The sequence below is a fragment of the Roseibium aggregatum genome (genome assembly GCF_017309185.1).
GTDB lineage: Bacteria > Pseudomonadota > Alphaproteobacteria > Rhizobiales > Stappiaceae > Roseibium > Roseibium aggregatum_B.
Genome location: NZ_JAEKJZ010000008.1, coordinates 196757 through 215920 on the forward strand (window position 1 = coordinate 196757; position 19164 = coordinate 215920).

The window sequence follows — 19164 nt, forward strand, 5'->3', positions numbered from 1 at the left end:
TCAGTCGATAAGCCCGAACAGCCGCGGCAGGAACAGAGAGATGCCGGGAATGAAGGTGACCGCGATCAGGATGACGAACAGCCCGGCCAGCGGCCACAGAAGCTTGCGCGACACGTCCAGAACGGAGCGTCCGGCAACGCTGGAGGCCACGAAGAGGGAAACACCGTAGGGCGGCGTCACCGTGCCGATGGCACAGTTGAGGATGACGAGCAGCGAGAAATGCACCGGATCCACCCCCATCTGCGCGGAGATCGGCAGCAGGACCGGAACAATGATGAGAATGGCCGCGATGGTTTCCAGGAACATGCCGACGAAGAGGAACAGGATGTTGGCGATGATCAGGAAGACCACCTGGCTGGTGGAAACGCTGGCGATCCAGCCGCCAAGCACCTGAGGCACGTTGGCATTGGCGATCAGCCAGGAAAAGACGCTCGCCGTGCCGATGATCAGCATGACCGCCGAGGAGAGCGACGCCGTGCGCAACACCAAGCCCGGCAGGGCGGACAGCTTCAGGTCGCGGTAGACGAAGGCGCCGATCAGCAGGCCATAGAACCCGGAGACCGAGGCAGCCTCCGTCGGTGTGAAGACCCCACCGAGAATGCCGCCCAGGATGACGGCGGGCATGCCGGCCGCGGGAAGCGCGGCCCATGCGGTCCTTCCGAGACGGGCAAGCGTGAAGGCTTCGGTCTCCCGGTACGCCGCCCCGCCGTTGCGGGCCCTCAGGTACGAGATGACCATCAGCATCACGATACACAGGAGCCCCGGCAGGATGCCGGAAATGAACAACGCGCCGATCGACACGTTCGAAACCACCGCCAGGATGACCATGGTCAGGCTCGGCGGGATCACCTGGGCGATCGAACCCGCGCAGGCGATCAGCGCCGCACCGAAATCGATGTCATAGCCCCGGCGGCGCAACTGCGGCTGCATGATCGCGGAGATTGCCGCCGTGTCGGCCGAACCGGACCCGGAAATAGCGGCAAGACCCGCGGCCGCGACGCAGGACACCTGGTAGAGGCTTCCGACCACCCAGCCGATCAGCGCGGAGGCGAAATCGACGATGCGGCGGGAGATGCCGCCCGCATCCATGATCACCCCGGCAAAGACGAAGAACGGAATGGCCATCAGGGTGAAGGAATTCAGCCCGGCAAAGACCCGCTGGCTGACGATGGCCACCGGCACGTTGGTTGTCAGAACGAGGGACAGCACCGCCGAGGAGCCCAGGACAAAGACGACAGGCACCCCAAGAGCGAGCAGGAGAACGAAAGCGGCTGCGATGATCACCATCAGACTATCTCCTCCGCATCCGGCTCGGGTGGCGGGAACGGATCGTTCCAGCGCAGCATCACCGAAAGCAGCAGCTCAAGAGCCATGTAGGCCGCACCGACCGGCAGGCAGAGATAGATGTATTTCATGGGTATCCGCAGGGCCGGAGATGTCTGGAACTCTCCCATGCGCAGCAGTGGCTGGCTGCCCCAGGCAAGAACCGCCAGAAAGGACAGGACCACCAGCGCGATCGCGACCAGCGCGGCTCGCGCCCACGGCAGCGGCAGTCTCGCCGGCAGGATATCGATGGCGACATGCTGCCCCTTTGCAAGCGCGACCCCCGCGCCAAGCAGAACCAGCCAGATCTGGCTGAAGGTCGCGATTTCGGAGGCCTGCGCAATGGAATAGTTGAACAGGTAGCGCCCGGCCACCTGCACGAGGACCGCAACCATCATCACCGCGAAAAGCAGGATGACGACGGCGCTGACCGCGCGGCGAAGGGCAAGACAAAGGCGTTTCAGGAGCGTCAACATGCGCGGCTTTCGTCAGATGGCTGTCCGGCCGCGCGAAAACGGCCGGACAGATGCAGACATGGGGGCCTTACTGGACCGACTTCAGCATTTCGAAGATTTTCTTCTGCTTGTCGGTTTCCAGATACTTTTCCTGAACGGCGACGGCCGCTTCGCGGAAGGGCGCCGTGTCCGGATGGGTCATCTTCACGCCGACTTTTTCCAGATCGGCGAAGCGGGCGTTGTCACTGGCGAGATAGGCCGCACGCTCCGCCTTGCCGGCAGCAAGCCCGGCCTCGTCGAGCGCAGCCTTGATGTCATCCGGAAGCGCTTCATAGGCATCCTTGCCCATCACGACCGGTGCGACGAGTTCCAGCCAGCCGACCACGGCCCAGTCCGGCGCAACTTCATAGAACTTCTGGGAAAAGAAGTTGGTGTTGGCCGCCTCCGCGCCGTCGACCACGCCTGTTTCAAGAGCGCCGTAAAGCTCGGTGTAGGCAAGCGGTGTCGGGTTGGCGCCGAAAGCCGCGAACGTGTCCACATGGGCCGGGTTCTGCATGGTGCGGATCTTGAGGCCTGACATGTCGTCGATCGTCTCGATCGGCTTCTTGGTCATGATGTGGCGGGTGCCTGCGGAAAAGACCGTCAAAAGGTGAAAGCCCTTTTCGTCGAGGGCGGCCTGGATTTCAGCCAGGACTTCCGGGTTGCTGAGCGCCCGGTCCATCTGTTCGGCGTTCTCGAAGAGGAACGGCAGGGAGAATACGGCGAGGTCCGGAACGAAGTTCGCCAGCGTGGAGTTTGCCGTTACGGCAATATCCACCGTGCCCATCTGGGTTCCCTGGATGCTTTCCATCTCGTCGCCGAGCGTGGCGTTGTCATAGACCTCGATAACGGCTTTGCCGCCGGTCTTTTCCTTCAGGATCTCGGCCATCTCGCGCATGCCGACGCCATAGGGTTCGTCAGCATTGGCGTTGTGGCTGGCCTTCAGGGTGACTTCCTGCGCAATCGCGGGCATGGAGATGACGCTCGCGCCGAGGGCGAGGCAAAGGGCAAGGTTTGTAATCTTCATCTGTCGATCCTTGTCAGTGTTTCACTCTGGGAGGAGGGGAGATTTTCTCCGGTTGGGCGGTGTTTTCTTCCGGTACGCGACCGGCGTCAGGCCTCCGCCAGCAGCCCTGTGTTCTTCAAGATGGCGATCAGCCCGGCCCGCTTTGCCTCCGGCAGGGGCAGACGGGGCGGACGCGGCGTTCCGGCGGGCCGGCCGATCATCTCCATCGCCGCCTTGGTGGCCGCGACGTAAAGGTCCCCGGCAAGTTCGTTGATGAGCGGCAGGCTCCTGACGTAGAGCGCGCGGCCCTCGCCGGACCCGTCCACGGTGCGTTCATAGGTTTCGGCCGACAGCCGCGGAGCGATGTTGGCCATGACCGAGCTGTATCCCTCGGCGCCGGCCAGGTAGCTTTCCCAAGGGTAATAGCCCGCGAAAACCGTCATCCGCCCATCGCAGGCTTCCAGAAGTTCCGTCACCCGGTGGACGTTCTTGGAGGTGTCCTTGATGTAGGAGATGTTGTCGACTTCCGAGAGCCGTGCGACCAGATCCGCGGTCAGGTCCACATTGGCCGTGAACGGATTGTTGTAGAGCATCACGGGAACCGAGATGGCTTCGGCGATGCGCGTGAAATGGACAATCAGTTCCTCGTGCGTCGGCGAGGAATAATAGGGTGGCACCACCATGACGCCGTCCGCGCCCAGCGCCTCGGCCTCGCGGCTGAGATCGACGGCCTCATCGGTCCATTCCGCCGCGGTTCCGATCAGAACGGGCACCCGGCCGGAGGCCTGCTCGATCACGGTCCCGGCCACCGCGGTGCGCTCTTCCCGGGTCAGCGACAGGAACTCGCCCGTGCTGCCGAGCGGAATCAGCCCGTGCACGCCTTCCTCGATCTGCCAGTCGACATATCCACGCAGCGCCGCGAGATCGACAGCCCCTTCGGCATCGAACGGCGTCACGCAGACGGTGTAGCTCCCTTTGAACGTCATCAGCGCCCTTTCCGGCATCTTGATTGTATCTAAAATCTCTGAAATGAGCATTTACTCAATCAGATATTGAGTCAACTCGCTTCCCCGGCGACACTGCCGCCAAAGCCTGTATCGAAGGAGACGAAACATGCCGTTCATCGAAGTCATCGACCAAGACGCAACCGAGGAAATGCGCGAACTTGCAACGTCCGGAATGACGGAAGCCCTCTGCGACGCCTTCAAAATAAAGCCGGAAATCGTGACCTGCTATTATTTTTCGGCCCCCAACTATTCCTATGGACATGCCTCAAAATTTGGCAGAAATGCTGAAAATTTTCGCATGTTCATCAAGGTTCACGCCTTCCCCCGGCCGCAAGCGTCAAAGAACGAAGCCGCCAGGACCATGACCGAGGCTGTTGAACGGGCCTACGGCATCGACCCGAAACACATCATCGTCTATTTTTGCGACAGGGAACCCTCGGATGCCTTTCACGCCGGCCTCCCCTCGGCTTGACCACTCCCTCCGGGCTCGATTACGTTGTGATCAAATATTGGATCTAACTGCCAATTGGAGATCAAATTGGATCACTTCTATTCCGATGACCAGCGCATGGTCCGGGAGACCGCCCGCAAACTGTCCGACGACATCGTCGCCCCGGCTGCCGCCGCCATCGATCGTGACGACGTCTTTCCCCGCGCCGTCTACGAGGCGCTTGCGGAGCAAGGCCTCTTCGGCATTCCGCTCCCGGAAGCGGCCGGAGGCGTCGGGCTGGACGCGGCCACCGCCTGCATCGTGATGGAGGAAGTCGCCCGCGGCTCCGGCGCGGTCGGCAATGCCTTCGCCATTCCGGTTGAGGCAGCCCTCTTCCTTCATCATCACGGCACGGCGGACCACAAGAAGCTGATTGCCGGTATCCTTGAGGGAAAACTGATTCCGGCAACCGCCGTGACCGAGCCGGACCACGGCTCCGATGTCGCCGCGATGACGACCACGGCACGCCGGGACGGCGACGATTACATCCTCAAGGGAACCAAGGCCTGGGTCACCTTCGGCCAGGTGGCGGACGTGGTGATGGTCTTCGCCAAGACCGATCCAGATGCCGGTCACCGGGGAATCTCCTGCATCCTTGTCGAGACCGAACGCCCCGGCGTCATCCGCGGCAAGTCTGAAGACCTGCTCGGCATGCACGGGCTGGCCGAATGCATGATCACCTTCGACGATGTGCGCGTTCCGGCCGGCAATCTGATCGGACCCGAGCACGGCGCCTTCAAGATGGCCATGGAAAACTTCAACTTCTCCCGCCTGATGATGTCGTCCATGGCGCTCGGCATGGCCCAGGCCGCGATGGAGGACGCGGTCGCCTACGCTCAGGACCGCAAGCAGTTCGGCAAGCCTATCTTCGAGCACCAGGCCGTGCAGTTCATGATCGCCGACATGGCCAAGGACATCACGGCGGCCCGGCTGCTGATCCATCACGCGGCACGGCTCTACGATGCCGGCCATCCCATTGCCCTGGAAGCCGCGCAGGCCAAGCTCTTCACCACCGACATGGCCCAGGTTCACATTTCCAATGCCCTGCAGATCCATGGTGGAAACGGCTATTCCCGGGAATTCCGGGTCGAACGGCTGTTCCGCGACGTGCGTCTCAGCCAGATCTACGAGGGCACCAACCAGATCCAGCGCATGATCATCGCGCGCCAGGTGCAGAAGGCCTACGCATGAACCTTTATTACCGGGACATAGAGATCGGCGCGCGCTACACCACGCCGGCTCACACGATCACCGCGGAGGATATCGCCGACTTCTGCCGGCTTACCCGCGACCACCATCCGCTTCACACCGACGCAGCCTTTGCGAAGGCTGCCGGTTTCCCGACCATCATAGCGCATGGCCTTTACGGCCTCGCGCTGATGGAAGGCCTGAAAACGGAACTGCGCCACTATGAGACCAGTTCCATCGCCTCGCTCGGCTGGAACAACGTGCGTTTCGTCAAGCCGATCCTGGCCGGCGACACGGTTCATGTGGAGATGGAGTTCATCGCCAAGCGCGAAAGCAGCTCCCGTCCGGCCGGTGTGATCACCGAAGCTGTCCGGCTTCTGGACGCGGATGGCGCCCTGCTGATCGATGCCGAGCATATCTCCTTGATCCGCATGGCACCTTCATGAAATATCGCCGCATGTCAGATGAATCCCAGCCTCTGGATGCGCCGCAGAACTCCGTCGACCAGGCAACCTCCCTCATTCGCGAGGAAATCTTCGCGGGCCGCCTTGCGCCCGGTGAGCGCCTGAAAACGGCGGAACTGGCGAAGCGGCTCGGTTTCTCGACCATGCCGCTGCGCGAGGCTCTCCGGAAACTCGAGGGGGAGGGGCTCGTCGAGATCGAGCCCAACCGCGGTGCGGCTGTCCGCCAGCTCGACCGCGCCTATATCACCGATCTCTTCGAACTGAACACGGAACTCAGGATCTTCGCGGTCCGGCGCGGCATGGCTTCGCTAACGCTGGAAAGGATCCGCGAGCTGGAGGCACTCGCCGCCAGATACCGGGAGCACCTGGCCGCCGGAGAGGATATCGAGGCAATCGAGACCAACCGGCTCTTCAACGCGCGGCTGGTCGAGTTCGGCGGCAACAGGGAAGCGCTCCGGGTCTTCCTGCGCGGCTGGGACACGATCTTCGCCTTTCGCCGGGGCTACGGCTACGGCACCGGGCGCCGCCGGGTCATGGCGGAAGAGATGCAGCTGCTCGTCGACGCACTGCGCCGCCAGGATGCCGCCGTCGCCGAGGCCATCCTGCGCATGCAGAACGCGGCAATGATGGAAGATCTGATTTCGCGGTTCACCCCGGCCGGTTAGAGCGCGTCGCGCCGAGCCGGAAAATTCCTGCAGCGCGATTTGCTCCAGGCATCAGTTCTGGAACGCCCGGCTCGTGCCGCGTTCCAGATAGACGCCTTCGCCGGGCTTGCCCGTCACCTCGCCGTCTTCGAACACGGTCGACCCGCGCAGGATCGTCCTGACCGGCCATCCCTTTATCTCGAGCCCCTCGTAGGGCGTGTAGTCGCAGTCATGGTGCATCAGCGACTGCGACATGGTTACCTCCCGCTCCGGATCCCAGAGCGTGATGTCCGCATCGGCACCGACCGCGATCGTTCCCTTTCGCGGATAAAGCCCGAAGAGCTTCGCCGGGTTGGTCGCCGTCAGCGCAACGAACCGCTCCAGCGAAATGCGTCCCTTAGAAACCCCTTCGGAGAAAAGGATCGGCAACCGGGCTTCAACGCCGGGAATACCGTTCGGCACCCAGCGGAACGATGTGCGCGCGCCTTCCACATCCTTGCCCTTGCTGTCCTCGAAACGGAACGGGCAGTGGTCGGAGGAAAAGATGTCGAAGGTTCCGTCGCGCAGGCCTTCCCAGATGGCCTTCTGGCTGTCCGCGTCGCGGGGCGGCGGAGAACAGACGTATTTCGCGCCTTCGAAATCCATGTTGAGACCTTTCAGGTCCTCCGCGGTGAGCGCGATATACTGCGGGCAGGTCTCGGCAAAGACATTCATGCCCCGCTTCTTCGCCCACTGGATCTGCTCCATGGGATCGCGGCCCGAGACATGGACAATGGTAATCGGAACATCGGTCAGTTCCGCATGCGAGATGGCGCGATGCGTCGCCTCGCGCTCCACGCTCTGGGGCCGGCTTTCGGCGTGATAGTAGGGCGCTGTCTTGCCGGCCTCTTCCAGGCGCTTGGCCATATACTTGATGGCGTCGTAGCCTTCGGCATGCACCATGACCATCGCCCGCTCGCGCCGGGCGAGGTCGAAGACGTCCAGCAACTGAGCATCGTTCAGCACCATGTCGTCATAGGTCATGAACACCTTGAACGAGGTGTATCCGGCCTTGACCAGTGCGGGCAGCTCCTGGCCGAGAACCTGGGGCGTCGGGTCGGTGATGATCAGGTGGAAGGACGTGTCGATGTGGCACTTGCCTTCCGCCGCCGCGTGGTAGGCTTCCACGGCTTCCCGCAGTGACTGTCCGCGCTGCTGCAGGGCAAAGGGCATGACGGTGGTATTGCCGCCGGCGGCCGCCGAACGCGTCCCGCTCTCGAAACCGTCCGCCATGACGACCCCGCCACCCTGCGGCTGCTCCAGGTGCACGTGAGCGTCGATCCCGCCGGGCAGCGCAAGCAGCCCCTCCGCATCGATCTCGTTTTGCGCCGGTCCGGCATCCTCCGCAATGACGACGATACGGCCGTCCCGGATACCGATGTCCGCCCGGATGCGGTCTGCGGCGGTTACGATCTCCGCGTTGCGGATGACGGTGTCGAGCATGTTCTGATTTCCGAAGCTGGGAATGAATTGGCCGCCACGCCAAACCGCGCTTCACGCGTCCGGCGGTGCAACGCGGTGCTGAGTATGACGGAGGGGCCCGCCGCAATCATAGATAGACGCAGCGGGCCCCGGCTGCATCACTTTCCGGTCAGGGCGCCGAAGAGAGCCTTCTGGCCGTCGGTCGTGAGCTGGCTTTCATAGAGCGGCTGGGACGCTTCAATGAACGGCTTTGTATCGGGCGTCGTGATCGTCACGCCATGCTCCTTGAAGGAGTCGAGCAGCGGCTGCTCCATGTCGACGACATACTGGCGCTGCCACTTGGCCGCTTCGGAACCGGCTTCCATGAGAGCCGTCTTGATCTCTTCCGGAAGGGCGTCGAACGTATCCTTCTTCATGGTTACCGGCGCGGTCATGTTGAGCCAGCCGACCAATGCGAAATCCGGTGCGACTTCGTAAAACTTCATGCCGTCGTAGCCTGTGGAAGCCCCTTCCGCACCATCGACGACGCCGGACTGCAACGCGCCATAGAGTTCCGAATAGGACATCGGCGTCGGGTTGGCGCCATAGGCACGGAAGGCTTCCACATGGACCGGGTTCTGCATGGTGCGGATCTTCATGCCGGAAAGATCGTCGATGCTGTTGATCGGCTTGGAGGTCATCAGGTGACGGATGCCGGAGGAGAAGACAGCGATGAGCTGGAAACCGGAACCGTTGGCGGAGTCCTCAAGCATGCCCCAGTTGGCGTCGACCTTCTCGCCGAGCGCGGGGATCGACGGGAACAGGAACGGCAGGTCGAAGACCTTGTAGTCCTCGACGTAGTTGGACAGCATCGCGTTGGAGGTCATGCCCATGTCGAGCGAGCCGAGCATGACGCTCTCGACCGTCTGCTGCTCGTCGCCGAGCTGTCCGCCCGGATAGATCTCCAGCGTGGCGGCGCCGCCGGTCTTTTCCTCCAGCAGGTCCTTCATCTTCTGCAGGCCCTTGTCCTGCACCTCGTCCGCGGCGTTGGTGTGTGCCACCTTGAACGTATAGTCGGCGGCGATGACAGGCGTGGCGGTGAATGCGGCAAGCGCCGCAACGGTAGCAATTACCCTCTTGTACATTTGCTTTTCACTTTCTTTGGTTGGAAGGAAGGTTGGATTCCGCCTCAGTTGAGAAGCGAGGGAAGCCAGAGCGAGACCGCCGGCACGAAGGTCACAAGAACCAGTGCAATCAGCATGCAGGCCAGGGGCAGCCAGACTTTTCGGGACACCTGCTCGATGCGCCGGCCCGCGACGGACGAGGCGACATAGAGACAGATGCCATAGGGAGGCGTGATCAGACCGATCGACAGGTTAAGCGCGGTGATCACGCCGAACTGGACGGGGTGGATACCGTAGCTCTGGGCGATCGGCAGCAGGATCGGCAGCAGAATCAGGATCGCCGAGATGCTTTCCATGAACATGCCGACGACCAGCAACAGGATGTTCACAATCAGCAGGAACGCGACCGGACTGTCGGTGACGCCCGTCAGCCAGCCCTTCAGCAGGGCGGGAAAGCCCTGGGTCGCGATGATCCAGGTGAACACCGACGCGGTCGAAATGATGATCAGCACCGTGGCCGAGAGGCTGATCGCCCTCAGGAAGATCGCCGGCAGATCACGGATGTGAAGTTCCCGGTAGATCACCATCGTGACGAACAGCGTCGTGAAAAGCGCAACGCAGGCCGCCTCGGTGGCCGTGAAAATCCCGCCGACAATCCCGCCGATGATCACCACCGGCACCAGCAGGCCCGGCGCGGCTTCCACGAAACCGTCGCCAAGACGCTTCAGCGTGAAGGGTTCCGTGTCGCGATAGGCCTCGTCATCGCCCCGGCTGGCATAGATCCAGCAACCGGCCATGAGGCTGACCATCACGATCAGGCCGGGCACGATCCCGCCGAGGAACATCGCCCCGATGGACTGGTTCGAGGTGATGGCGATCACGATCATGACGATGGATGGCGGAATGATCGATGCCAGAGATCCGGAAGCCGCTATGACCGAAGCGGCAAGATCGATATTGTAGTTCCTCTTGCGCATTTCCGGTGTCATGACGGCGCTGATCGCGGCCGTGTCGGCGGAGCCGGACCCGGAGATTGCAGCCAGCCCGGTGCCTGTGACGATCGAGACCAGATAAAGGCTGCCGCTGATCCAGCCGACAAGCGCACTGGCAAGATTGACGAAACGGCGCGCGATCCCGCCGGCGTCCATCAGGAGACCGGAGGCGACGAAAAAGGGAATCGCCATCAGCGTGAACGAGTTGATGCCCCCGTAGACGCGTTGCGCGACGATCGAAACCGGGGCCGTCGTTGTGACCTCGATGGCGACGAGCGCCGCGATGCCGAGCGCAAGAACGATCGGAACGCCGGAAACGAGGAGAAGAAGGAAACCGCATGCTGCCCAGATCATGCCGCGGCTCCGGTTTCGTCTTCCGAGGCAGCCTCCCGGCCGGGATGCAGCACCCGCGGGAAAGTAACGATCGCCGTCTCGATCAGGAAGTAGCCAAAGCCGACCGGCAGGGCCATGTAGGGGATCGCCATGGGGATCTGCAAGGCGGGCGACTTCACGATGAAACCGATCGCCAGCATGGACAACGATCCGACAACGACCACTCCCAGGAACCAGAGGCTCAGCAGCAGCCCCGCGCCGATGCAGATGCGCTGGATGACAAGCGGCGCCTTTCGGATCAGCAGGTCGACGCCGACATGCTGATTGTATCGCATGGCGATGCCCGCCCCCAGAAGCGTCAGCCACACCTGGGCGAAGGTCGCCGTTTCCTCGCTCCACGCGATCGAATAGTTGAAGAAGTAGCGACCGACGATCTGCGCGAGAATGGCCAGGGCCATATACGCGAGCAGAATCAAGGCCACCACATCGACCAGCCGGCGCAGGATATTAAGGCAGACACGCAACAGTGCGAGTGGCCCGGGCGTGCCGGTGCGGTTCGCGACCATCTTTTCTCCGCTTGCTCACTGCCGCTCGCACGACGGCGAGCGGAATTCATCTCAAGGCAGTTGCCAAATCACGCTCTGGGCATTTTTTAGCACCGCTCAACTTTGTGGCAGGTTACCAACAATGACGGCGCGAGAAAGACGGCAAACTATAAATAAACTGATAGCAAGTATTTATCGCTCTGATTTTTTTGGCAATTACTCGCTCGCTTCGATAAATGATGAGTAAATCAAACATCGTAAGTACAAAATATAGGCAATTGATGACTTTTGCAGCATCAAAACGTCCGGAACCCGGCGTCGTTTCTCCCGATTACGGTCTTGCCTTCTGCCTGTTCGGCCGGGCGGAAGCGGTGCTTCTGGCGCGCGGGGCCGGCTTCAGCTTCGTCGTCGTCGATATGGAACACGGGCCGCTCGGCATATCCGAACTGGGTCAGATGGCCGCCGCAGGTCTCGCGAGCCGGTTTCCCGTGTACGGGCGCGTGACGGGCCCTGGTTCGCCTGACGTGGCGCGCGTTCTGGATTGCGGCGCAACCGGTGTCATCGTGCCTCATGTGGACAGCGTGGAGGATGCCCGGCGTGTCGTCCGCGCCTGCCGGTTCCAGCCAACCGGCGCGCGCGCGCTTCCAGGCCCTTTGCCCGCGTTCGAGTATCACGCGCTGCGCGCCGAGGAGCTTTGCGACAGGTCCGAGACAAGCACTCAGGTCATAGCGATGATCGAAAGTGCGGCCGGCCTCGATGCCGTTGAGGAAATCGCCGCAACGCCCGGCATCGACGGACTGATGATCGGCAGCAATGACCTTGCCGATGGCATCGGCCTGCGCGGCCAGCTTCACCATCCGGACTTTCTTTCCGCCTGCGCGCGCATCTCGACAGCGGCCCTGGCGAACGGCTGCACCTACGGCATCATGGGACTGCCGAGGGACCTGGTCCGATCGCACGCCCTCGACCTGGGGGCCACGCTTGTCGTCGCCACGAACGAAACGAATCTCGTTGCGGAGGGCGGCGCCCTGCTGCTTGACGGACTGCGCCGGGAGACGGTCTCCCGGGTCACCCCTTGACCGATCTGCACGCACCGGCTCCAGGGTCGCAAAAACGCACCGCGGCACGTCGGATCATGAACCGGAACGCTGGCTCACCGTCCTGACCTCGGTGATCCTGTTCGCCGCGTGTTCCCGGAAAGCACTGATGAACCGCAGGATCTGCCGCGAGCGCGGCTTGGTCTTCAACAGGGCGGCCGAGAGCTCAAACCGCAAGGCAGGTTCATATGGACGGACGACAAGCCCCTGCCGCATCGCGCTGAAGGCGGACAGTTCGTCGACAACGGTGACACCCCAGCCTTCGCTCACGATCCGCGCAGCCGCGTTCATGAAACGCGTTTCGATCGCCGGGCTGTACTCGAACCCGCTGGCACGGAAGCTGTCGGCAAGCATCAGGCCGACCCGGTTGGCTGTCTGGGGTCCGACGAGCGGGCGGTCGCGGAGATCGCGCGGCGTGATCACATCGAGGTTCGCGAGCGGATCGTTCTCGCTGCAAAGGCACACCGCGCTCAGTTCATCGATCAGTTCGTAGTCGAGTGCCTGTCGCTCGTAGGCGGACATGACAAAGGCGACGTCGGCCAATCCGTTTTCGACGACCTGCAGAACACTGTCGAGCGGCCGGGTCTCGAGCGAAATCTGGATGCGCGGGTATTCTTCGGCATATTCCGCGATGACGCGCGGCAGCAGGGCCTCGCTCAATTCGGCGGTCGAGGCCACGCGGATGCGTCCGATCCTGCCGAGCCGCAGGTCCGAGGCACGCTGGTTTACCGCGTCGCGCAGCATGAAGAGCGGCTCGGACTCCTCCAGCAGGATCAAGGCCTCTTCCGTCGGCGACAGCCGATTGCTCACCCGCTCGAAGAGAGGGAAGCCAAGCACCGATTCGATATGGCGGATGGTGTTGGAGATCGACGGCTGGGACATGCCCAAACGCTCTGCCGCCCCCACAGTTGTGCGGTACTGAACCACGGCCCGCAGAATTTCGAGCTGTCTGAGATTCAGCATGTTCGCAACCGGTATCCCTGTTACAGAGAAGCCGCTTCACTTTGCGTCAGCCGGATACGGCGGAAGTTGCGTATCTTGTCGCTGAAGGGCCCGAAGCCCTTAATAGCATTGAACTCCGGGGTTTCATAGGCTTCCGGGCCCGTGATCGTATAGATCGCCACGTGGCGGGGCCCGCCCTCGATGCATTTCTCGCGGCGCGCATCCAGCCAGCCGGGACAGGCCAGGATGTCCGGTATGTGCCGGGTCTCATACCATTCGTCGAAGGCCGCCTCATGCTCGGGATCGATATCGACAAAGACGATGTGGGTCTGGGTTTCGCTCATGGGATCAGGTCCAGGCAGGGGCGCAGCGCATTCATCAGGGCGCTCAGTTCGGCGGTTTCGATCCGGGGGGTCGGACGGCGGCAGGCGGGACTGGAGATCCGCCCCAGTTCATGAAGGCAGGCCTTCAGGCGCGCGGCGGCCAGATGGCCCGGCGCCTTGTAAACAAGAGCGGCGAAATCGAAGAGAGCGGAGTGGATCCCGAGCGCAGCTTCGATCCGCCCTTCCCGCACATTCTTGTCCAATGCGGAGATCAGCTCCGGCACGACGGCCGAAAGACTGACCGCGGAGCCGTCGCTGCCGATCATGAAACAGGAAAAGAGATGTTCGTCGCCGGACGCCATCACGGCCACATCGGGACGAAGTTCGCGCGCGATCCTGCGGGTGGTCTCATAGGCCCTGGTTTCCCAACTGCCTTCCTTGATGCCGACGACCGCCTCGATTTCCAGAAGGCGGCGCAGCACGTCCGGTTTGTAGGCCGTGTGGCCGGCGCCGACTGAGCCCTGGAAGAGGTAGACCGGCGCGCCGGTCAGCTCGGCAATGCCCCTGTGATGGTCGACGACGGACCGGGGATCGGCTCCAAGAGCCCAGGAGAAAGGTGCGAAGACCATGACGGCATCCGCACCGGCTGCCAGGGCCGCCCTGGCGTCTTCGGCCGCAAAGCGGGTGTTTTCCGAACTGACGGCCACGAGAATGCGCCGGCCGGGGGCAACCGAGCGCGCCACCCGCACCACGTCGCTCTGCTCCGAGCGTGTCAGGTGGATGCCTTCCCCGGCATGACCGTTCAAGAGCAGTCCGGCCTGGCCGGGGTCCGCCAGAACTTGCGTGAAATGACGCTCTAGGCTCGCGTGATCCAAGGTCCCGTCTTCAAGCATCGGGCAGATGGTGGCCGCGTAGAGCCCGCCGCTCTCTCCCGCCGTCATCACATGACCTCCGCTGCAACGAGCGCCTTGCGCAGGCCATCGCGTATCTCGCCGGATTGCGGCAGCAGCGGCAGGCGCGGAGCGGCGTTCTTGATGATGCCCATCATCTCCAGCCCGTCCTTCATCCTCGTGTGCATGTCGATCACCGGCGCCGGCCCATAGATGGCGCGAACCACCGGATAAAGCCGGTCGTTGGCGGCGCGCATGGCAGCGAGGTCCATGGCTTCCGACGCCTTCCAGAGATCGGCAAGCAGGCCTGGAACGAGGCTTGCGAGCCCCGACAGGATGCCGTCGCCGCCAAGGGCCACCTGGGAGAAGAACCAGTGAAAATTGGAGGGAAGCAAGGCCACGTCCGGTGCCGCATCCTTCAACGCCCGTCGGTTCTCGTCATAGGCGAGCATGGTCGCCGAGCCTTCCTTGACCGCGATCACCTCCGGCACTTTCGCGACTTCGGCAAGAACGGGCGTGGACAGGCCGAAGCCGGAGGCAATCGGAAACTGGAAATGGGAGAGCGGCATCTGCAGCTCGCGGCCGAGCCTTTCGAACAGCTTTACGGCCGCCACGGTTCCGGCATTGCCGCCGCCGAGCGCTTCGGCCGGAAAGATCACCGCGACGTCCGCGCCTGCTTCGCGGGCGGCCTCGGCCTGGCGGAGCGCATCCGGCAGGCCGGTCGGCACCACACCGGCAAGCAACGGCCGGTCCTTGCCGATGTGATCGCGCGTGCGCCGGATGACGTCGTCCCGTTCCTGGTCGGTCAGGGCGGTCGCTTCCCCGGCATGACCGTTCACGAAGATGCAGTCGGTCGTCTCGGGCCGCGCACAATGGTCGAGAACCGCGGCGTAGCCATCCCAGTCGATCGCCCCGCTCTCGTCGAAGGGCAGAACGGTGGCCACGGTGATGCCGCGAAGATCCTTGCCGGTCAGGGTCATGTAGTTACTTTCTTTCTCGGAAATTTCAGGGTGGCATCGGCCTTGAGAACCTCGAGGCCTTCCTCGTTTCTGGCCGATGCCTGCCAATCGACGGTCCGGTTTTCCTCGTCCTTGGAAGAAATCCAGATCTCGAAGGTGATCGTGTCGCCGTAGCGCACGGCGCCGGTAAACCAGAAGCTGTCGCGGATCGAGACGCCAAGCGTTCCGACCAGTTCCGCCGTCAGCACGGAAGTGCATATGCCGGCCACCAGGATGCCCGGAGCCAGGCGTTCGCCGAACCGTGTGCCCGACGCGTAGTCCTCGTCCACGTGAACGGGGCCGAAGTCCCCGGTCGCGGCGATATACATCGCGCCGTCGGCCTCCGTCACGGTCTTGGTGACGGACACCTTGTCACCGACGTTCAGCTCATCGATCTGGCGGATGTCATACATCGGCGGATACAGACGCCATCGACGCCTCGCCCTCGATTACGGTGTCGTCACCCACCGTTCCGGACAGAACGAAGGCAAGCGTGTCTCCGACCGTTTCCAGGGTCGCGGTCGCGGCAACGGTCTCGCCGAGGACGAGCGCGCGGCTGAAGCGGAAGGAAATCGCCGAAATGCGCCAGCCCGGGCCTGCCAGCCGGGAAAGGGCGGTGGTGAACAGCGCGCCGGCGGCGAGCTCGAACACGGCCATGTCAGCAAGGCCCTGCGACTGCGCCTGCCGGCGGTCCACGTAAAGCCCGCCGAGATTGCCGGAAATGCCGGTAAAGAATCCCTGTTCCGCGACGCTCATCGTCTTGCGGAAGGTGATCGACTGACCTTTTGTCAGAGTGTCCTGAGTCATCGTCGTCTCTTGATTTTCCGAAAAGATCTATGCAAGGGCTGGATATCAGAGCGTCAGTCCGCGCTTGATCACCGAGCGCGCGATCAGCATGCGGTGGACTTCGGAGGTGCCGTCGTAGATCCGCGTCACGCGGGCATCGCGATAGATACGCTCCAGCGGCAGCTCCTTCGTGAAGCCGTAGCCGCCAAACACCTGGATGCCCCTGTCGGCGACGCGGCCGAGCATTTCGGATGCCTGCACCTTGACCATGGAGACCTTGTCGCGCGGATCCAGGCCCTGGTCGACTTCCCAGGCGGTGTTGAGCACCATCATCCGCGTCGCGAAGATCTCCATCGCGCTGTCGGCGATCATCTGCTGCACCATCTGGAAATCGCCGATGGGCTGGCCGAACTGCTGGCGGGTCGCCGCATGCTCGCGCATCATTTCCAGGACCCGGCTGGCCATGCCGACAGCCCGTGCGCCGATGTGCCCGAGGCGGATACCGCCCACGTTCGCCATCATGACCTTGAACCCGTTGCCGACCTCACCCAGCACATTGGCTTTCGGCACGCGCACGTCATCGAAGTTCAGTTCCGCGTGGCCATACCCGCGATGGCCCATCATCGGCTGATTGCGGGCGACTGTGAACCCGGGCGTATCTCTGTCGACGATCAACAGCGTGATGCCGCCCCGGGCCCGCTTTTCCGCATCCGTCACCGCCATGACGATGACATAGTCGGCGATGTCGCCGTCGGAGATGAAGTGCTTTGTGCCGTTGAGCACCCAGGCGTCGCCCTCGAGGGTGGCAGTCGTCCTGATCGCGGCCGCGTCCGACCCGGCCCCCGGCTCGGTGATCGCCATGGCGCAGATCTTGTCCCCCCTGACCGTGGGATAGAGATACTTGTCGCGAAGGCCCCCCTCAAAGGCCTCGAGCATCGGGTACACCTGACCGAAGATACGCCGGATCAGGGCGTCCGATGTCTGGCCGAGCTGCTCTTCCACCAGGCACATGTCGAGCACGCCGAGGCCGCCGCCGCCGACCTCCTCGGACATGTTGAGCGCATAGAACCCGAGCGACTGCGCCTCGGCCTTGACCTTCGCGAGCGCCTCGGGAGGGATCTGCGCGTTTTCTTCCGTGACGGTCTCGAGCGGCTGGACCTTTTCGCGCACGAACCGGCCGACCGCATCGGTCACCATCTTCATTTCTTCGGAGATCGAGAAATCCATCGATCGAATGCTCCTGTTCTTCTTGTTGTTATGAGGACGTGCGCATCTTGTCGGACTGGACGACAACGCTATCCGCGAGCAGCCGCTCGATCTCTTCGTCCGCGTATCCGGCCTCGGCCAGCACTTCCCGGCTCTCGCCGCCGAGTGCAGGCGGCAGCCTCCGGACCGGCGGGGTCTCGCCGTCGTAACGCACCGGATGCGACAGCATCACCAGGGGTTCGCCGGATCTGGACGGCATCTCGGTGAAGGCTTTCAGGTGCCCGACCTGGGGATTCGATCTGAGTCCGTCGTAGTCCTGAACAACCTCATGCCAGACGCCGGCTTCGCCGAGTTTGCGGATGGCCTCTCCGGTGCTGAGGCGCGCCATGCCCTCACACACCTTCGTGGAGATTTCTCCCCGCCGGTCAAAACCGTCCTTTTCGGAAAACTCCTGAAGCGCCGGCAGGTCCAGCGCCTTGGCCAGATCCGGAGGCGTCGACATGGAAATCATTACATGACCGTCGGACGTCGCATAGATGCCGTAGGGCGCCGGACTGAACCAGTTGGCCATGCCTTCCGATCCGCGCGGACCGGCGTGGTCGGCACCGTTCATCCAGGCCGTGATGGACTCGCCCTGCAGATCCATGGCGGCCTGCAGCATGTTGACCTCGACACGCCGGGCAACGCCCTTGCGCTCGCGCTCGAAGAGGGCGGCGATGATCCCGGCAACCGTGAGAGCCGCCGCGTGATGATCGATCGGCACGGAGCCAACAGCGACGGGGCCATGTTCCATGCTCCCCGAGTGAGCGGCTAGGCCTGCCATTGCCTGCAGCAGCACGTCCTGTCCCGGGCGTTTGGCATAGGGTCCGTCCGCACCGTATCCCGTCGTTGCCGCATAAATGATCCCCGGGTTGATCCTGCGCATTTCAGGCTCGGAGAGACCGAGCTTGTCGAGCGTTCCAGGGCGGAAGTTTTCCATCAGGACATCGGCGCCCGCGATCAGGCGTTTGGCGACGGCAATGCCTTCCGGCGACTTCAGATCGATCGCGATGGAACGTTTGTTGCGGCCGGTCGTGATGTGATTGACGGAGGTGTCATCGACATACCGGTTCGCGACGGCCCAGTTCCGCTGGAAAGCACCGGTCAGCGGCTCGACAGCGATGACATCCGCACCCAGATCCCCCAGATGCTGGGCGGCCGCGGGTCCGGACAAGAAATGATTGAAGCTCAGCACACGAATGCCGTCGAGAGCGCCCATAAACAGTCTCCAGATGATTGAAGACAAAGGCTAGGGCAGTTGCCGGCGGGTTGGAATATAGCTGTCTATGATATTGCAGCCTGAGAAAATTCATATTCTGAATAGAGTTCGCTAACTTTCGGCCCTGTATGCGAGTGAACCGCCGCCAGATTTCCACCTCCAGGGCGATCCTCTGTCCGCCGCCGATGCACATTGTTTTGATATTTCGGGGTCGACCTCCGATACATCCTGACGGGAGCTTTATGCGAATGGACTGGAACGCGGCATGAGCGCGCACGGATTCGATCGCCGCTTTCCGTGCCGAGCCCAGAACGACAAAACCCCCAGGAGCTTTCGCTGCCGGGGGTTTTGTTTGTATCGCGATGATTTTGTATTTTTTGTGCTGTTTGGCTTTTGGCCAACAAAAAACCCGGCGCGGGGCCGGGTTTTTTTTATTGGTTGCGGGAGCAGGATTTGATGTTTTCTGCCCCGTTGCGTCGGGCATAGCTGTGCTTCCGGGGACCCCGTCAGGATCAACTCCTCGACCCCGCGCGCAGAAAAACCAAAGGCCGCCCTGATGGACGGCCTTTGGTTTTTCTGGTTGCGGGAGCAGGATTTGAACCTGCGACCTTCAG

21 protein-coding genes are annotated in these 19164 nt (G+C 62.6%); 5 read left to right on the forward strand and 16 right to left on the reverse strand.

Annotation, left to right across the window (positions count from 1 at the left end):
• From JF539_RS26375 to dapA, 4 genes are all read right to left on the reverse strand, one after another.
• Complete coding sequence (locus JF539_RS26375) at positions 1-1287, reverse strand: TRAP transporter large permease (RefSeq protein WP_207144210.1); 1287 nt, start codon at positions 1285-1287, stop codon at positions 1-3.
• Positions 1287-1799, reverse strand: coding sequence for a TRAP transporter small permease (locus tag JF539_RS26380; RefSeq protein ID WP_207144211.1), 513 nt, complete (start codon positions 1797-1799; stop codon positions 1287-1289). The genes JF539_RS26375 and JF539_RS26380 overlap by 1 nt, the downstream gene beginning before the upstream one ends.
• Positions 1800-1866: 67 nt before the next feature.
• A complete protein-coding gene (locus JF539_RS26385) occupies positions 1867-2844 on the reverse strand; it encodes a TRAP transporter substrate-binding protein (protein ID WP_207144212.1) in 978 nt (325 codons plus the stop codon).
• 86 nt (positions 2845-2930) lie between these two features.
• Entirely contained in the window at positions 2931-3809 is an 879-nt protein-coding gene (dapA, locus tag JF539_RS26390) for a 4-hydroxy-tetrahydrodipicolinate synthase (RefSeq protein ID WP_207144213.1), read from the reverse strand.
• Between the two features lie 127 nt (positions 3810-3936).
• On the opposite strand from dapA, the gene JF539_RS26395 reads away from it, so the two are divergent.
• The 4 genes from JF539_RS26395 to JF539_RS26410 all read left to right on the forward strand — a co-directional run bounded on the left by JF539_RS26395 (position 3937) and on the right by JF539_RS26410 (position 6637).
• Positions 3937-4302, forward strand: coding sequence for a hypothetical protein (locus JF539_RS26395; RefSeq protein WP_207144214.1), 366 nt, complete (start codon positions 3937-3939; stop codon positions 4300-4302).
• 66 nt (positions 4303-4368) lie between these two features.
• Positions 4369-5511, forward strand: coding sequence for an acyl-CoA dehydrogenase family protein (locus JF539_RS26400; RefSeq protein WP_207144215.1), 1143 nt, complete (start codon positions 4369-4371; stop codon positions 5509-5511).
• Positions 5508-5954, forward strand: coding sequence for a MaoC family dehydratase (locus tag JF539_RS26405; RefSeq protein ID WP_207144216.1), 447 nt, complete (start codon positions 5508-5510; stop codon positions 5952-5954). The genes JF539_RS26400 and JF539_RS26405 overlap by 4 nt, the downstream gene beginning before the upstream one ends.
• 11 nt (positions 5955-5965) lie before the next feature.
• Positions 5966-6637 carry a GntR family transcriptional regulator gene (locus tag JF539_RS26410; RefSeq protein WP_207144217.1) on the forward strand — a complete coding sequence of 224 codons (672 nt, stop codon included), beginning with the start codon at positions 5966-5968 and terminating at the stop codon, positions 6635-6637.
• 51 nt (positions 6638-6688) lie between these two features.
• Here JF539_RS26410 and hydA read toward each other — a convergent pair whose 3' ends face one another.
• The 4 genes from hydA to JF539_RS26430 form a co-directional block, all read right to left on the reverse strand.
• Positions 6689-8098, reverse strand: coding sequence for a dihydropyrimidinase (gene hydA / locus JF539_RS26415; protein WP_207144218.1), 1410 nt, complete (start codon positions 8096-8098; stop codon positions 6689-6691).
• A gap of 137 nt (positions 8099-8235) precedes the next feature.
• Positions 8236-9201, reverse strand: a complete 966-nt coding sequence (locus JF539_RS26420; RefSeq protein ID WP_207144219.1) for a TRAP transporter substrate-binding protein — start codon at positions 9199-9201, stop codon at positions 8236-8238.
• A gap of 44 nt (positions 9202-9245) precedes the next feature.
• Positions 9246-10526, reverse strand: coding sequence for a TRAP transporter large permease (locus JF539_RS26425; protein ID WP_207144220.1), 1281 nt, complete (start codon positions 10524-10526; stop codon positions 9246-9248).
• Entirely contained in the window at positions 10523-11071 is a 549-nt protein-coding gene (locus JF539_RS26430; RefSeq protein WP_207144221.1) for a TRAP transporter small permease, read from the reverse strand. Before JF539_RS26430 ends, JF539_RS26425 begins: the two co-directional genes overlap by 4 nt.
• Positions 11072-11331: 260 nt before the next feature.
• Between JF539_RS26430 and JF539_RS26435 the strand changes: the two genes are divergently transcribed.
• A complete protein-coding gene (locus tag JF539_RS26435) occupies positions 11332-12129 on the forward strand; it encodes an HpcH/HpaI aldolase family protein (protein WP_209017613.1) in 798 nt (265 codons plus the stop codon).
• A 54-nt stretch (positions 12130-12183) separates the two neighbouring features.
• On the opposite strand, the gene JF539_RS26440 is transcribed toward JF539_RS26435, so the two are convergent.
• From JF539_RS26440 to JF539_RS26475, 8 genes are read right to left on the reverse strand one after another with little or no spacing between them, the layout of a single operon-like run.
• Complete coding sequence (locus tag JF539_RS26440; RefSeq protein WP_207144222.1) at positions 12184-13110, reverse strand: LysR family transcriptional regulator; 927 nt, start codon at positions 13108-13110, stop codon at positions 12184-12186.
• 20 nt (positions 13111-13130) lie between these two features.
• A complete protein-coding gene (locus tag JF539_RS26445) occupies positions 13131-13433 on the reverse strand; it encodes a DUF4286 family protein (protein ID WP_207144223.1) in 303 nt (100 codons plus the stop codon).
• Entirely contained in the window at positions 13430-14353 is a 924-nt protein-coding gene (locus JF539_RS26450) for a dihydrodipicolinate synthase family protein (protein WP_207144224.1), read from the reverse strand. Before JF539_RS26450 ends, JF539_RS26445 begins: the two co-directional genes overlap by 4 nt.
• Complete coding sequence (locus JF539_RS26455; RefSeq protein WP_207144225.1) at positions 14353-15282, reverse strand: dihydrodipicolinate synthase family protein; 930 nt, start codon at positions 15280-15282, stop codon at positions 14353-14355. The genes JF539_RS26450 and JF539_RS26455 overlap by 1 nt, the downstream gene beginning before the upstream one ends.
• Entirely contained in the window at positions 15279-15713 is a 435-nt protein-coding gene (locus JF539_RS26460) for a MaoC family dehydratase (protein WP_207144226.1), read from the reverse strand. The genes JF539_RS26455 and JF539_RS26460 overlap by 4 nt, the downstream gene beginning before the upstream one ends.
• Positions 15706-16107, reverse strand: coding sequence for a hotdog domain-containing protein (locus JF539_RS26465; RefSeq protein ID WP_207144227.1), 402 nt, complete (start codon positions 16105-16107; stop codon positions 15706-15708). The genes JF539_RS26460 and JF539_RS26465 overlap by 8 nt, the downstream gene beginning before the upstream one ends.
• Before the next feature lie 45 nt (positions 16108-16152).
• Positions 16153-17313, reverse strand: coding sequence for an acyl-CoA dehydrogenase family protein (locus JF539_RS26470; RefSeq protein ID WP_207144228.1), 1161 nt, complete (start codon positions 17311-17313; stop codon positions 16153-16155).
• Between the two features lie 28 nt (positions 17314-17341).
• Positions 17342-18550 (reverse strand): CaiB/BaiF CoA transferase family protein, encoded by a 1209-nt coding sequence (locus JF539_RS26475; protein ID WP_207144229.1) that lies wholly within the window; start codon positions 18548-18550, stop codon positions 17342-17344.
• Positions 18551-19164: the final 614 nt, after the last annotated feature.

Coding starts and splice junctions, on each gene's coding strand:
- JF539_RS26375 (WP_207144210.1), bottom strand. CDS start 1,287: ATGGTGATCATCGCAGCCGCTTTCGTTCTCCTGCTCGCTCTTGGGGTG.
- JF539_RS26380 (WP_207144211.1), bottom strand. CDS start 1,799: ATGTTGACGCTCCTGAAACGCCTTTGTCTTGCCCTTCGCCGCGCGGTC.
- JF539_RS26385 (WP_207144212.1), bottom strand. CDS start 2,844: ATGAAGATTACAAACCTTGCCCTTTGCCTCGCCCTCGGCGCGAGCGTC.
- dapA (WP_207144213.1), bottom strand. CDS start 3,809: ATGACGTTCAAAGGGAGCTACACCGTCTGCGTGACGCCGTTCGATGCC.
- JF539_RS26395 (WP_207144214.1), top strand. CDS start 3,937: ATGCCGTTCATCGAAGTCATCGACCAAGACGCAACCGAGGAAATGCGC.
- JF539_RS26405 (WP_207144216.1), top strand. CDS start 5,508: ATGAACCTTTATTACCGGGACATAGAGATCGGCGCGCGCTACACCACG.
- JF539_RS26410 (WP_207144217.1), top strand. CDS start 5,966: ATGTCAGATGAATCCCAGCCTCTGGATGCGCCGCAGAACTCCGTCGAC.
- hydA (WP_207144218.1), bottom strand. CDS start 8,098: ATGCTCGACACCGTCATCCGCAACGCGGAGATCGTAACCGCCGCAGAC.
- JF539_RS26420 (WP_207144219.1), bottom strand. CDS start 9,201: ATGTACAAGAGGGTAATTGCTACCGTTGCGGCGCTTGCCGCATTCACC.
- JF539_RS26425 (WP_207144220.1), bottom strand. CDS start 10,526: ATGATCTGGGCAGCATGCGGTTTCCTTCTTCTCCTCGTTTCCGGCGTT.
- JF539_RS26430 (WP_207144221.1), bottom strand. CDS start 11,071: ATGGTCGCGAACCGCACCGGCACGCCCGGGCCACTCGCACTGTTGCGT.
- JF539_RS26435 (WP_209017613.1), top strand. CDS start 11,332: ATGACTTTTGCAGCATCAAAACGTCCGGAACCCGGCGTCGTTTCTCCC.
- JF539_RS26440 (WP_207144222.1), bottom strand. CDS start 13,110: ATGCTGAATCTCAGACAGCTCGAAATTCTGCGGGCCGTGGTTCAGTAC.
- JF539_RS26445 (WP_207144223.1), bottom strand. CDS start 13,433: ATGAGCGAAACCCAGACCCACATCGTCTTTGTCGATATCGATCCCGAG.
- JF539_RS26450 (WP_207144224.1), bottom strand. CDS start 14,353: ATGACGGCGGGAGAGAGCGGCGGGCTCTACGCGGCCACCATCTGCCCG.
- JF539_RS26455 (WP_207144225.1), bottom strand. CDS start 15,282: ATGACCCTGACCGGCAAGGATCTTCGCGGCATCACCGTGGCCACCGTT.
- JF539_RS26460 (WP_207144226.1), bottom strand. CDS start 15,713: ATGTATGACATCCGCCAGATCGATGAGCTGAACGTCGGTGACAAGGTG.
- JF539_RS26465 (WP_207144227.1), bottom strand. CDS start 16,107: ATGACTCAGGACACTCTGACAAAAGGTCAGTCGATCACCTTCCGCAAG.
- JF539_RS26470 (WP_207144228.1), bottom strand. CDS start 17,313: ATGGATTTCTCGATCTCCGAAGAAATGAAGATGGTGACCGATGCGGTC.
- JF539_RS26475 (WP_207144229.1), bottom strand. CDS start 18,550: ATGGGCGCTCTCGACGGCATTCGTGTGCTGAGCTTCAATCATTTCTTG.